Source organism: Streptococcus infantis (assembly GCF_000963255.1).
In the GTDB taxonomy this organism is placed as follows: Bacteria; Bacillota; Bacilli; order Lactobacillales; family Streptococcaceae; genus Streptococcus; species Streptococcus nidrosiense.
The window spans coordinates 14,081-28,583 of sequence record NZ_JYOV01000009.1 but is presented as its reverse complement, the minus strand read 5'-3'; the positions used below and the strand labels follow the sequence as shown (position 1 = coordinate 28,583).

At 39.9% G+C, this 14,503-nt stretch carries 11 protein-coding genes; 3 read left to right on the top strand and 8 right to left on the bottom strand.

Annotated features, from left to right (window positions below):
* Nucleotides 1–116: 116 nt before the first annotated feature.
* Nucleotides 117–1,679, top strand: coding sequence for a glutamine-hydrolyzing GMP synthase (gene guaA, locus TZ96_RS03330; RefSeq protein WP_045762882.1), 1,563 nt, complete (start codon nt 117–119; stop codon nt 1,677–1,679).
* Between the two features lie 302 nt (nt 1,680–1,981).
* Here the strand turns inward: guaA and TZ96_RS03325 are convergent, their stop codons facing one another.
* From TZ96_RS03325 to rpsO, 6 genes are all read right to left on the bottom strand, one after another.
* Complete coding sequence (locus tag TZ96_RS03325) at nt 1,982–3,325, bottom strand: DEAD/DEAH box helicase (RefSeq protein ID WP_045762881.1); 1,344 nt, start codon at nt 3,323–3,325, stop codon at nt 1,982–1,984.
* Between the two features lie 156 nt (nt 3,326–3,481).
* The gene (locus TZ96_RS03320) at nt 3,482–4,177 is read right to left on the bottom strand and encodes an alpha/beta hydrolase-fold protein (RefSeq protein ID WP_045762880.1); all 696 of its coding nucleotides are present in this window, start codon (nt 4,175–4,177) and stop codon (nt 3,482–3,484) included.
* The gene (locus TZ96_RS03315) at nt 4,158–5,168 is read right to left on the bottom strand and encodes an ABC transporter substrate-binding protein (protein ID WP_045762879.1); all 1,011 of its coding nucleotides are present in this window, start codon (nt 5,166–5,168) and stop codon (nt 4,158–4,160) included. The genes TZ96_RS03320 and TZ96_RS03315 overlap by 20 nt, the downstream gene beginning before the upstream one ends.
* A 21-nt stretch (nt 5,169–5,189) precedes the next feature.
* Nucleotides 5,190–5,945 carry an ABC transporter ATP-binding protein gene (locus TZ96_RS03310; RefSeq protein ID WP_045762878.1) on the bottom strand — a complete coding sequence of 252 codons (756 nt, stop codon included), beginning with the start codon at nt 5,943–5,945 and terminating at the stop codon, nt 5,190–5,192.
* A gap of 1 nt (nt 5,946) precedes the next feature.
* Nucleotides 5,947–6,993 carry a FecCD family ABC transporter permease gene (locus tag TZ96_RS03305; RefSeq protein ID WP_045762877.1) on the bottom strand — a complete coding sequence of 349 codons (1,047 nt, stop codon included), beginning with the start codon at nt 6,991–6,993 and terminating at the stop codon, nt 5,947–5,949.
* A gap of 703 nt (nt 6,994–7,696) precedes the next feature.
* Complete coding sequence (gene rpsO / locus TZ96_RS03300) at nt 7,697–7,966, bottom strand: 30S ribosomal protein S15 (protein ID WP_001018251.1); 270 nt, start codon at nt 7,964–7,966, stop codon at nt 7,697–7,699.
* A gap of 205 nt (nt 7,967–8,171) precedes the next feature.
* Here rpsO and TZ96_RS10930 point away from each other — a divergent pair, with 205 nt between their 5' ends.
* On the top strand, nt 8,172–8,543 hold the full coding sequence (locus tag TZ96_RS10930) for a hypothetical protein (protein ID WP_045762876.1): 372 nt from the start codon (nt 8,172–8,174) through the stop codon (nt 8,541–8,543).
* A 318-nt stretch (nt 8,544–8,861) separates the two neighbouring features.
* Nucleotides 8,862–10,805: a threonine--tRNA ligase gene (thrS, locus tag TZ96_RS03290; RefSeq protein ID WP_045762875.1), complete on the top strand. Its 1,944-nt coding sequence runs from the start codon at nt 8,862–8,864 to the stop codon at nt 10,803–10,805.
* A 206-nt stretch (nt 10,806–11,011) separates the two neighbouring features.
* Here thrS and TZ96_RS03285 read toward each other — a convergent pair whose 3' ends face one another.
* Both TZ96_RS03285 and TZ96_RS03280 read right to left on the bottom strand, forming a co-directional pair.
* Entirely contained in the window at nt 11,012–12,061 is a 1,050-nt protein-coding gene (locus TZ96_RS03285; RefSeq protein WP_045762874.1) for a DUF389 domain-containing protein, read from the bottom strand.
* A 450-nt stretch (nt 12,062–12,511) separates the two neighbouring features.
* The gene (locus TZ96_RS03280; protein ID WP_045762873.1) at nt 12,512–14,503 is read right to left on the bottom strand and encodes an ABC transporter permease; all 1,992 of its coding nucleotides are present in this window, start codon (nt 14,501–14,503) and stop codon (nt 12,512–12,514) included.

Below are 14,503 nucleotides of genomic sequence, written 5' to 3'. Positions count from 1 at the left end.
TTTTCCATTGTACCCTATCTCATGGGGAAAAGTCAAACTGCACTTGTTTGGTTGGTAATTCTGGGGCATTTATGATAGAATATTCAAGAAGATATTTCTTTTAAGAAAGGGAAAAGATGACCAACATTTCAACTGATTTGCAAGATGTCGAAAAGATCATCGTACTGGACTATGGTAGCCAGTATAACCAACTTATCTCACGTCGTATCCGTGAGATTGGTGTCTTTTCAGAACTAAAAAGTCACAAGATTTCGGCTGACGAAGTCCGTGCTATCAATCCTATCGGGATTGTACTTTCAGGTGGTCCAAACTCTGTTTACGAAGAAGGATCATTTGATATTGATCCAGAGATTTTTGAACTTGGAATTCCAATTTTAGGAATCTGCTACGGTATGCAGCTATTGACACACAAGCTTGGTGGTAAGGTTGTTCCTGCAGGTGACGCTGGTAACCGTGAATACGGACAATCCACTCTTACTCACACTGAGTCTGCTCTTTTTGCTGGTACTCCAGAAGAACAACTTGTTTTGATGAGCCACGGGGATGCTGTAACAGAAATTCCTGCGGATTTCGTTCGTACTGGTACATCAGCTGACTGTCCTTATGCATCAATCGAAAATCCAGACAAGAAAATCTATGGTATCCAATTCCATCCAGAGGTTCGTCATTCAGTTCACGGTTATGATATCCTTCGTAACTTCGCTTTGAACATCTGTGGTGCCAAAGGCGATTGGACTATGGATAACTTCATCGAGATGCAAATCAAACAAATCCGTGAAAAAGTTGGAGACAAACGTGTTCTCCTCGGACTTTCTGGTGGTGTAGACTCTTCTGTTGTTGGGGTTCTTCTCCAAAAAGCCATCGGAGATCAATTGATCTGTATCTTTGTAGACCACGGTCTTCTTCGTAAAGGAGAAGCTGACCAAGTTATGGATATGCTTGGTGGTAAGTTTGGTTTGAACATTGTCAAAGCAGACGCTGCCAAACGCTTCCTTGATAAACTGGCTGGTGTGTCTGATCCTGAACAAAAACGTAAGATTATCGGTAATGAATTTGTCTATGTCTTTGATGACGAAGCAAGCAAACTTAAAGATGTGAAATTCCTTGCGCAAGGAACTCTTTATACAGACGTTATCGAGTCTGGTACTGATACTGCACAAACCATCAAGTCTCACCACAATGTGGGTGGACTTCCAGAAGACATGCAGTTTGAACTGATCGAACCACTCAACACTCTTTACAAGGATGAAGTTCGTGCTCTTGGTACTGAACTTGGTATGCCAGACCACATCGTATGGCGCCAACCATTCCCAGGTCCAGGTCTTGCAATCCGTGTCATGGGTGAAATCACTGAAGAAAAACTTGAAACTGTTCGTGAATCAGACGCAATCCTCCGTGAAGAAATCGCCAAAGCTGGTCTTGACCGCGATATCTGGCAATACTTCACTGTTAACACTGGCGTTCGTTCAGTAGGGGTTATGGGAGATGGTCGTACTTATGACTATACCATCGCTATCCGTGCCATCACTTCTATCGACGGAATGACAGCTGACTTCGCTAAGATTCCATGGGAAGTTCTTCAAAAAATCTCAGTTCGTATCGTAAACGAAGTTGACCACGTTAACCGTATCGTCTACGATATTACAAGTAAACCACCTGCAACTGTTGAGTGGGAGTAGAGTAAATAAGTTAAAAAAAGCCTAGAAATCAATATTTCTAAGGCTTTTTATTTTACTTTGACAACATTTTACAACTAAAAAACTTAATCTTCTCCCGCTGCTAAAAATTTTTAACAATTTTGGTACTTTCTTAATTGAACTTTATAGCGTTCCTCTCACTACTCTGCTATTATCGAATAAGCCTGAACCACAGTAGGAAGCATTATCGCACACAATCTCACAAAACTAACCTAAATGTTAAGGAATATCCTTTTCATTGCTCAAAAAAACAGTAAAACCGATTTGGTTCTACTGTTTCATTTTTAAAATGTCTGGCGTTTAGCTTTTCGCTCTGCGCGTCCGCGGGCACGACCTTCTGCTCGCTTGGCTTTACGACGTTTTTCATCGACAGCCCACTGGATTTTTTTCTTATATCCTGGTTTGACTTTTTTCTTTTTCTTTTTAACCAAGCCAATCATTTCGATGTCCAATTTTTCTTGTTTCTTCTCACGATTGGCACGACGATCGCGGTCATAGGTATCTTGGAATTCTCCGTCTTTAACCATCTTAGGCACAAACTTGATCCCTAGTTTCTCTAACTCACGAATGTCTGAGTCGTCACTAGGCTGGTAAAGGGTAATGGCTGTACCAGGCAGACCATTACGTCCAGTTCGTCCAACACGGTGGACAAAGAAGGACAAGTCTTGTGGAATGGCATCATTAATGACGTGACTGACCCCCTCAATGTCAATCCCACGCGCAGCCAAGTCAGTCGCAACGATGTACTCAAAATCAAGGTTCTTGACCTGATTCATGATCCGTTTGCGTTCACGAGGTGCAATATCTCCATGAATCTTAGCAATCTTCAAGCCTTGGGCTGTTAAATATGTATGCAATTCATCTGCACGAGTCTTAGTATTGACAAAAATCATGGCGAGATACGGCTGCATAACTTGAGTCAATTCATAAATCTGAGCATTCTTGTCACGACCTTTAGTAGAAATCAACCAGTTATCAATGGTATCTGAGATAACTGTTTTGGTCTTGATTTTTTCCATAACTGGATTAGACAAATATTTTTTCAAGAATGGTTGCAGTTTTTGCGGAATAGTTGCTGAAAAGACCATAAACTGCAAGTCCTTGGGAAGGCTACCTGCAATCTTATCAACTGTTTCCAAGAATCCCATATCCAAGGTCATATCAGCTTCATCGACTACAAAGATCTTAGCCTTGTGGATGGCAAGATCACCAGATTTTACCAAATCATAGATACGACCTGGTGTTCCGATAACAATGTGGGGCTGGTTGCTTGCCAGTTTTTCAATTTGGCGGGCCTTATCTGTACCACCAACATAGTTAACAACACGAATTTCTACTTCAGAATGTTCCGCAATCTGGCGAGCGGCTTGGTAAATCTGAGTTGCTAATTCACGACTTGGAGCGGTGATAACTGCCTGCACACTATCGCTCTCTTCATCCAACTGTTGGAAAATTGGAAGCAAGAAAGTATGAGTCTTTCCTGAACCTGTTTTTGATTCACCGACCAAGTCACGACCTGCCAAGACAATAGGAATCAGCTTTTCCTGCACCTCGGTAGGAGTCGTAAACTTCAACTCCTCCAAAGCTTCTTCTATATATTTTTTAAATTTAAATTTCGTAAATGACATAATATCCTCGATTCTATCTATCTACTCATTATACCACATTTTGATGCATTTCAGTTAAACTTTCGGTTTGGATAATCACTCCGAAATGTAAAAACATACCCGATTAAAGGCAAGAAAAATACTCTCTGTCCATCCTAAACAAAGAGTATTAGATTTTTACGTAAGCTTCCACTCTTCTCTCAGCCAATCACAAAAATGTTGATAGCGTTGGACGAGAGCTTCATGATGCCCATAAGCATCAAAAGTAGAATAAGTTGAGGGAACTTTCCCTGAAATCAGATCATGTAGATCCCTTGCAAAAAGAGTCGCCTTAGACAGACGATTGGAATGATTGACACCTTCTATCTGACCATTTTGCAGATAAATCAGACTTTGGCTCTGTATCAAAGTATGTTCCCTGCAAAAGTCTATAAATTCTGGATACCAGAAAGAACCACAGATAGAAAAGATACAGGTCGCAGGAAGATGGCTACTATAGAGACTATAAACAGCAGCAAGCCCCCCCAGTGAATAGCCTCCATAAGCAATCCTGCTTTCATCTATCAAGTAGGATTTTTTTAGAGCTGTTAGAATTCCTTGAAAGAGCTTTTGATGGTAGGCATCTACCTTTCCACCAAAATCTGGAGCCCCTTCTTTCAAAGAACTAGCTTTCCAAGGTGTAAAGTCATCCAGACGTTTTTCTGGAATCAAACCCACTAAAATCACAGATTGGGACAGGTCTGATAAATAATCCAGTTCCCCATCGTTTAAGAGCACAACTGGGTAGGCTTGTTTAGAGTCATAGTTTGAAGGAAGACTGACTCTAACACGAATCCCTTCCCAGTTAAACTCCTTATTTCTTGATAAAGTCATTGATTTTTTCAAGGGAATCAATCACTGCAGGACCGTAGTCCATCAACTCATCGTAAGAGATGGTCATGATTTTTTGATTCTTGATTGCTGCGACATTTTCCAAAACAGCATTTGCCTTCATCAAATCCACTGCTTTTTCATCCAATTTTTGATTGCGGTCGCTGGTTACATAGATAATCAACTCTGGATCCATTGATACTAGATTTTCCAAGGTCAAGCCAGAAGTTCCTGTTGCGACATTTGTGTAACCAAGTTGGTTGAGCAAACTTTCTTGAAGGGCTGACTTGTAGGCACCAAAGGTTTCGTCGTTATAAGCAACCATAATCAAAGCTTTTTTCTTTTTACCCTGTGTTTCTGGATTTGCTTTTTTAACCGCATCGATTTTAGCTTGCAATTGCTCTGCATATTGGTTAGCCTTGTCTTGGACATTGAAAATGGTACCAAGATTCTTCACATCTTCAACGATATTTCCCAAATCCTGTTGGATATTTGATAGTGAGGCTTTTTGCGTATAAACAGGGATTTTGTTTTCATTCCAAGCGCTGATAGTTCCCATTGACTTTTCAGAGAACATCATATTACGTCCCATCAAGGCATCTGGTTCATAAGAAAGAATCGTTTCTTGTGAGACTGATTTTTTATCCCCAATATGAGGGATGGCTTCAATGGCATCCTTGTATTTACCAGTTACGGCATTATCAGGGTTGAGCATGCCGGCAATTTTATCCTTCAAACCAAGTTCAAGTAGGATTTCAGTTGTTGAAAGATTGTTGGTGATGACCTTTTCAGGAGCCTTTTCAAAAACTTGTTCGACTTCATTTCCTTTGGCATCATAAGTTTTGATGGTTACAGGATAGCTGGTTTCTGTATTAGCTTTTTGACTTGTCTCTGCGCTTGATTGTGTGGTAGCTTTTTCTGTTGCACTATTTCCACAAGCTGCTAAAGTTAAGGTTGCTACTGTTAGGAGCAAAATACTGATTGATTTTTTCATGTTTGTTTTCCTTTTCATTTTTTATAAATAGTGAATCATGGCTTGCTGATCTTCTGTCCAAGTAACCTTACTTTGGACACCATAGACAGCCTGCAAAGACTCAGGAGTGATGGTCTCTTTTGGAGTCCCTTGGTAAACAATCTCTCCTTCTTTCATTAGATAGAGATAGTCTGAATAGCGACAAGCTAGCTGAATATCGTGTAATACTGCTAGTACATTGATATTGAGATGTTTGACAATGGTTAACAAGTCTAGCTGGTACTTGATATCCAAATGATTGGTCGGTTCGTCTAAGAGCAGGAGAGTCGGTTCTTGTGCCAAGGCGCGTGCCAACAAAACCCTCTGCTTCTCTCCTCCTGACAGAGAAGAGTAGAGTCGATTTCTCTTTTCGAACATATCTACCTTGACCAGAGCATCCTCAACCAAGGCAAAGTCTTTTTCTTTTTCCTTTTGTAAGAAAGAGAGATGGGGTGTTCTGCCCAGCATGACGATTTCCTCAGCCCTACAATCAAATTGTAACTGATTAAACTGCGTGACGACTGCCATCTGTTTTGCCGTTTCCTTGACGCTCATTTGTTCCAAGGGTTTTCCATTTAGAGAAATCAAGCCTTGATCAGGCTTTTCCTGTCGATAGAGAAGTTTCAGTAGGCTAGTCTTCCCACTTCCATTGGGTCCCAAAATGGTATGAAATTGCTTGCCCTCCAGTTTGAGCGAGACTCCTTTGAGAATCTTTTTTTCTCCGATTCCAAAGTGAATATCCTGGCACATTAAGTCCATATCAGATCTTCACCTCCCCTCGTCTACTTCCAACCATGTAGATAAAGAAAGGGGCACCTACTAGGGCTGTAAAAATCCCAATCGGCAGCTCAGCATTTTGAATCAAGACACGAGCAAGAACATCTGCCCAAACAACAAAAAGCGCGCCGAGCAAAGTAGCTATCGGAAAAAGCCTTCTGTAATTTGTCCCCACCAAACTTCTCGCCAAATGTGGGGTAATAAGACCTACAAAACCGATAATCCCACAGGTCGATACCAAGATTGCTGTCATTATAGCCACAATCGTCACATAAAGATACCAGTAAAAACGTAGGGGAATCCCTAAGGTCAAAGCCGCCTCATCACCCATCATCATGGCATTAAAAACACGATATTGGGTAGAGAAAAATAAAAAAGCAATTCCCACGATTATAGTTGGCAAGGTTAAGTGAGCCCAGGAAGTCCCCGCTAAAGAACCCATGGTCCAAAACTTGATGGTCATGACACTATCAGCATTAGCGCCAATTGAGATAATAAAGTTTGAAAAAGCCAAAAATAGTGCATTCACAACTGTCCCTGATAAAATCAGGCTTGAAGTTGTCATCCTGCCTTGCATGGAAGCAATCAGAAGTACTGCAACTGTTGCCACAAGCGCTCCAAGGAAAGAGCCAAGACCAATCATGATCTTAAATCCGAGAATGATGCTCAAAGTCGCACCAAAGGTTGCCCCAGCAGAAATTCCTAACACATAGGGTTCTGCGATTGGATTATTAACTGTTGACTGCATAACGCTACCACACATGGAAAGGCCTGCACCAACTATCAAACCAAGAAAAACCCGTGGTAATCTCATATTCCAAACAATAGCAAGTGTAGACTTCGAAAGGTCTCCTATATCCAGAGGGGCCCCCATCTTACTTAAAATAATTCTATAAGTATCACTCAAGCTAATCTGAACAGACCCCATAGAAACAGCTAGAAACAGAGAGACACCCAAAGCTCCGAGCAACAGAGCTAGGAGAAAAACATATCGCAGGTTTTGATGGCTTCCAGAAGATTTGGAAATCATGAAACCCTCCCTTAATAAAATTAAAAATTTAGACAATTTTCATAAATAGTATACCACATTTCCAAATCAGGAACAAGACTAGAAAAATGAATAAAAAAGCCCTCTGATATCAGAGATCTAATTTGAGCTTGGGCTAAAATCCTAGTAAACCAAAAATCTCCCCGAAGGGAGATAGATCTGATTTATTTTACCTTATAGTCCTAGGAGACGTAACCGATGATAATACTTGAGTATATCGAGGTAAGGTGAGAAAAATAAAAAAGCTCTCTGAAATCAGAGAGCGATTTGAGCTCGGGCTAAAATCCTAGTGAAAAAGATGAAACTCCTTGTGTTCATCGAACACTGTGTCGTTTCCCTATTTTCATACGGATTTTTAGTGCCCTTAGCATCATGATTCTTGCTGGATAAAACGTTTTTAGACTAGGCGGCAAGCCGAAGATTGTACAAAAATTTTAGTGAAACAAAAAAATCTCCCCCAAGGGAGAAGATCTGGTTTATTTTACCTTACAGTGCTAGGAACCGTAACCGAAGATTATACTTGAGTATATCGAGGCAAGGTGACGAAAATAAAAAAGCCCTCTGAAGTCAGAGAGCTTGATTCTTGCTGGATAAAACGTTTTTAGACTAGGCGGCAAGCCGAAGATTGTACTGATGGTACATCGAGGCGAAGCCAACGAAGTATAGAAACGTTTTAGACGCAAGATTAGCGACGAAGTCCAAGAGAGTTGATTAACTCACGGTAACGGTTAACGTCGTTTTTACGCAAGTATGCAAGCAAGTTACGACGGCGACCGATTTTCTTCATCAATCCACGGTAAGTAGCGTGGTCTTTTTTATGTTGTTTGATGTGTTCGTTAAGGTGGTTGATTTCCCAAGTAAGGACAGCAACTTGAACCTCTACTGAACCTGTATCACCTTCGTGACGTGCATATTGTGCAATGATTTCATTTTTTTTCTCTTTTGAGATTGCCATGATGTTTCTCCTTTTTATTTGGCTTCATCCGAGTGACAGGTTGGCATGCCTGTAACCAAGAAGAAGTTATTTGTCTTTACGACATTTCTTATTCTACCAAGAACTAAGTTCTTTGTCAACTGATTTACTATTCTTACCGCAAAAGTGCTATAATAGTTATAGGAAGGATATCTAAGTTGACATCTTGAAAAGAGAGGTGATTACCATGCGTAAATTCTCGCAATATCTCCCCTACTATCTGGTCATATTTTTCTTTTATTGGCCACTTTATGGACTATTTATACTACTATCATCGAATCCTGATTTAACAGGCCTCTATCTTCTAAATATATTCATCATTTCGCCCATTGTAGTTTTTATAGTTTCACTTCTTTATAGTTATCGATTTGGTTTTTCACTGCATTGGCTTTTAGGTAGTTGCTTGCTCTATGGCTTTACAATCATTCCTTTCAGAGAATTTATTATTGTTTATTTCCTAGCCTATGAAATTCTTATTCTACTAGGTACAGTTATTGGTGCCGCTATCAGGTATCTAATGCAAAAACTGAAAAACAAAAAACTTTCACAAAATCCTTGAAAAATCTCACAATCATGCTATAATAATGCATAGAGACAAGTCACTTAGACCCTTTCTACCAGAGAGTGCGTGGTTGCTGAGAACGCATAGGAAGACTATACTGATACTACTCTACTAACTTTTATGCAAACATAAAACGGTGGCCACGTTAGAGCCAGTCAGAGGTGTCCCTCTTTTTTGAGGAACATAAATGAAGGTGGAACCACGTTGCGACGTCCTTTTTAGGATGTCGCTTTTTGTTTTTCTTGATTTAAGACTGCAAAATAGGGCAACACTTCTGCTTTAGAAATAATGGATAACTAATATAAGGAGAAAATCATGATTCAAATTACTTTCCCAGATGGCGCTGTTCGTGAATTCGAATCTGGCGTTACTACTTTTGAAATTGCCCAATCCATCAGCAATTCTCTAGCTAAAAAAGCTCTTGCTGGTAAATTTAACGGCAAACTCATCGACACTACTCGTGCCATTACTGAAGATGGAAGCATTGAAATCGTGACACCAGATCACGAAGATGCTCTTCCAATCTTGCGTCACTCAGCAGCCCACTTGTTTGCACAAGCAGCTCGTCGTCTCTTCCCAGACATTCACTTGGGTGTCGGTCCAGCTATCGAAGATGGTTTCTACTACGATACAGACAACCAAGCTGGTCAAATCTCTAACGAAGACCTTCCTCGTATCGAAGAAGAAATGCAAAAAATCGTTAAGGAAAACTTCCCATCTATTCGTGAGGAAGTGACAAAAGACGAAGCGCGTGAAATTTTCAAAAACGACCCATACAAGTTAGAATTGATCGAAGAACACTCAGAAGACGAGGGTGGTTTGACCATCTATCGTCAAGGTGAATATGTAGACCTTTGCCGTGGCCCTCACGTCCCATCAACAGGCCGCATCCAAATCTTCCACCTTCTCAACGTAGCTGGTGCTTACTGGCGTGGAAATAGCGACAACGCTATGATGCAACGGATCTATGGTACAGCTTGGTTTGACAAGAAAGACTTGAAAAACTACCTTCAAATGCGTGAAGAAGCCAAAGAACGTGACCACCGTAAACTTGGTAAAGAGCTTGACCTCTTTATGATTTCTCAAGAAGTTGGTCAAGGTCTTCCATTCTGGTTGCCAAATGGTGCTACTATCCGTCGTGAATTGGAACGCTACATCGTCGACAAGGAAATCGCTGCTGGTTACCAACACGTCTACACTCCACCAATTGCCTCAGTAGAACTTTACAAGACTTCTGGTCACTGGGATCACTACCGTGAAGATATGTTCCCAACTATGGATATGGGGGATGGGGAAGAATTCGTTCTTCGTCCAATGAACTGTCCTCACCATATCGAAGTCTTTAAACACCACGTTCACTCTTACCGTGAATTGCCAATCCGTATTGCTGAAATCGGTATGATGCACCGCTATGAAAAATCTGGTGCTCTCACAGGGCTTCAACGTGTACGTGAAATGTCACTTAATGACGGTCACACTTTCGTAACACCTGAACAAATCAAAGATGAGTTCCAACGTACGCTTCAATTGATTATCGACGTTTACGAAGATTTCAACTTGACTGACTATCGTTTCCGTTTATCATATCGTGACCCTCAAGATACTCACAAGTACTTTGATAATGATGAGATGTGGGAAAATGCTCAACGCATGTTGAAATCAGCTATGGATGACATGGGACTTGACTACTTTGAAGCTGAAGGGGAAGCAGCCTTCTACGGACCAAAATTGGATATCCAAGTTAAGACTGCCCTTGGAAAAGAAGAAACCCTTTCTACTATCCAGCTTGACTTCTTGCTTCCAGAGCGCTTCGACCTTAAATACATCGGAGCTGATGGTGAAGAACACCGTCCAGTTATGATCCACCGTGGTGTTATCTCAACTATGGAACGCTTCACAGCTATCTTGATTGAAAACTACAAGGGTGCCTTCCCTACATGGCTTGCACCTCACCAAGTAACTCTTATCCCAGTTTCTAACGAAAAACACGTGGACTACGCTTGGGAAGTAGCTAAGAAACTTCGTGACCGTGGTGTCCGTGCCGATGTGGATGAACGTAATGAAAAAATGCAGTTCAAGATCCGTGCTTCTCAAACTCAAAAGATTCCTTACCAATTGATCGTTGGTGACAAGGAAATGGAAGAGAAGGCTGTAAACGTTCGCCGTTATGGTCAAAAAGAAACAGAAACCATGCCGGTAGATGCATTTGTAGAATTGATTCTTGCAGATATTGACAACAAATCACGAGTTGAAAAATAAACGATAAAATCTGGGATAATATTTCCAGCTAGCTAAAAAAGCAACAACTGTTTCAGCTGTTGCTTTTTTATTTAGCCTAAGCTAGTAGTGATTTGTAAAACCACCACAAATGGTATCCTCATCAACAATCCTTTCTATCCACTAACTTTTGGATATAGGATATCCTCCCAAGATTTGCTTTCATGAGTGAGATAAGGTCAATATCCTCAATCCTTGTTTGCTTCTTTTTCTTTTACAAGATCTTTTTGTGAATCTTTTTCAGAGAGTTTTTGATCGATATACTTGTTAATGGTTTCATAAAATTCCTTGGTCATCTCACTATCTAAATTTGTCGAATTATGGACTTGATTGACTTTCAATTGAACAGATTGAATACCGTAAGAGGCTTGTTTTTGGTGGATTGTTTCTAATTCTTCTTCTGAAATCGGATCTCCAACAACTGTCAAGACCAATTCATTGCTCCTTGACTTGTAGACTTGATTAATGACCGTATGATTGGCGAACTCTTTTCCTACAAACTGTTTGATTCCTTCTTTTCGCGCTTGATCCATCGTCAGAGTGACCGCTGAGTAGCTGGCTGGAAGAATCAATAATACAATCAAAGATATCAACCCAATTTTCATTTTAATGTTTAGCTCTTTAAATGAACTTAAAGGAGATTTTCTCATCAAAATTCTTGTTCCAACAATGTTGGTTAGCATGATAAAGACACAGTTGATCAAGAAAAGATAGAGAGCCCCAAATAAAAATCCTACATTTCCATTAGCTAAACCATATCCTGCAGTACAGATAGGTGGCATCAGAGCTGTTGCAATGGCTACTCCAGGCACGATATTATTTGCTTCTTTTTTCCTTGAACCAATTACACCTGCAATCCCACCAGCAATAGCAATCAGAACATCCCAAATGGTTGGAGAGGTTCGTGCAATCAACTCGCTACTTGCATAAGATAAGGGAGAAATCCAGAAATACAGAGTCGATACAAGCAAACTGACCAATACTTGAGTAAATAAAACCTCTAGAGATTGCTTGATTAAACGCGTATCAAAAATAGCTAAACCGAATCCCAGTCCAACAATCGGTGTCATAAGAGGGGAAATCAGCATGGCTCCAATAATGACAGCTGTTGAATTCATATTTAGACCTATAGAGGCAATAAAAATCGCACACATCAAAATCACTGTATCTCTTAATCGAACATGAAGGTCATCATATAATTTCTCACGGTATTCACGTGTTGAATAGTTTCCGGTCATTGGTTACTCCTTTTATTTCATATAATCTTGTTTCTGTATGGATGATGGTAGAGAGACATCTGTCCAATCTTACATATTTTTAATTCTCACCTGTCATTCTTTTGAAAATGATCCTTTAAATATCCATCAGTCCATCCTTAACATTATATCAAAAATTTTACAGCCTTTCTCTGAAGAAATCAATCAATTTAAAAGATAGAGAAAGGTAGAAATTTTTGTTTCCTTATCCGAAGAAGAAAAAACGTTATCTCCTCTGAAAGAAGATAACGTTTTAATGTTTAAACATGATGAGTGTGTTTGGTTTTCCAATTTTGTATCATGCAAACCACCCAAGGTGGTGTGATCCCCAAGGTAAACCCGCAAAATATGGCTACTAAGATAGAGTATCCAATATAATCCGGGATTCCTACGTCAAAATAACTTTCAGACTTTACATTATATCCTTTATTTTTATATTTGAACAATCTTGCGATAGCTTCTTGAAGTAATCATAAAGATTAGGACATAGACTAAAGCAAAGATACCACAGATAGAAAGGGTTACACTTAACATCATGGCTGAATCAACAACACCAACGACCTTGAGAATCAGGCTCAACATGTGATAAGCAAAAGCCAGATGAAGAAAGGCAAAGGCCAGAGGTAGGAAGAAAACAGTCAAGACCTGCTTGTTAATGGTTTGCTTGATTTGTTTTTGATCCAAGCCAACTTTTTGCAGAATGACAAAGCGTTCACGGTCTTCATAACCTTCTGAAATTTGTTTATAGTAGATAACGAGTACAGTACCTACCATAAAGATGATAGAGAGAAAAATACCGATAAAGAGGACTCCACCAAAGAGAGCGTTCATTTCGACAGTTGACTCACTCGCAATGTTTGCACCGTAAACCATACCATTCTCGTTCTTGAGATTGTGACTGAAATTATTCACATACAAATCGAAATCATCAGATAGCTTTAACTGTTCCTCTTTACTTGCTGTCACATCCATTCCACCATATAGCTGAGTGTATATAGCAGAATCCTGGTATTTATCTAAAAAGTCCTGCAAATTTGAGACAACAAGGTAGTTATAATCTGAGATCAAAAGTACATACTGGTTAGCAACATGGTCTCTGAGGAAATCTTGCTGGATTTCTTGCTTGATCGTATAGTTCTGATTGTTCAGACTGAATGCTTTTTGACCTTTAAGGCCATCGTTCTTAGCGAATAGTCCCACCTCATTATTCGTAAGGTTCAGCTTTTGTCCAGTCATTTTTTCATAATCCTTTTGATCAAAGACTAGGAAAACTGTCTTGGGCATAACACTATTTTGACCTTTTGCAAAGGTGGTTAATTTGGTACCATCTTGACTAGAAAGGCCGAAACTTGCATAGCTAAGAACATCCTTAGTGCTGATTGTTAGGTTCTTTTCCTTGGCATACTGAGTTAAAAGTTGGTCTAAATCCTCAACTTCTACATTTTGTCCTGAAATTGACATATCGTGAGGATACAGGAGTTTTTTAATATTTTCAGAACCATTGTAGATACTGGTTGCTGCCGACATGGTGACCAAAACCATGGTGGAAAGGATGGCGATAGTCGCTAAACCAACCGCATTTTTCTTCATACGGAAAATGAGGTTAGAAACAGAGATGAGATTGTTAGGTTTGTAGTAATATTTCTTGTTTTTCTTGAGCATTTTCAAGAAAACTGTAATCCCAGCATTGAACAAGAGATAGGTTCCTAAAATGACCAGTATTACAGCTAAAAAGAAGGTAGAAATAGCTAATAGAGCATTTGTTACGCTTTGAGCTAGATAATAGCCACTACCTAAAGAGAGTAGTCCCAAGATTGTCTGAAACACTAGGAAACGGCCCTTCTTCTCACCTTTTGCTTTCTCACGAGATAGTTGGAGAGCATCCATACGGATAATGCGGATAGCATTTAGGAAGACAATGACTAAAAAGATAAAACCAAATACCAGAAGGATGGAAAGGACTACGGACCATTGGAAGGTTGCGACTAACTCCACCTTCATCTTTGAAAGTTTGAGCAATAAAGCGAAAATCAGATTGTCAAAGAGGGCACCAATCCCAATCCCAGCAGTGACTGTTACTAGACCAAAAATCAGGAGTTCCTTGAAGGTCATACCAATCAAATGTCGCTTTTCTAGTCCCAACATGCCATATATACCCAGTTCTTTGGAACGATTTTTCATGACAAAACTGTTGGCATAAAGGACGATAATGGCAGATGCAAGTGTTACTACGATGAGACCTAGTTGTAGGGTAAATTGAATAGAAGATCCACCCCGCATTTCTACCATTTTAGGATTAAAAGTTAATGAATAAAATAGGTAGCTGATAGTAACTGCAAGGAGAACTGCTAGTGCAAAAGGATAATAGAGTTTACGGTTTTTGATTAAGTTGGAGATGGCCAACTTATTGGTTAATCGAAACAT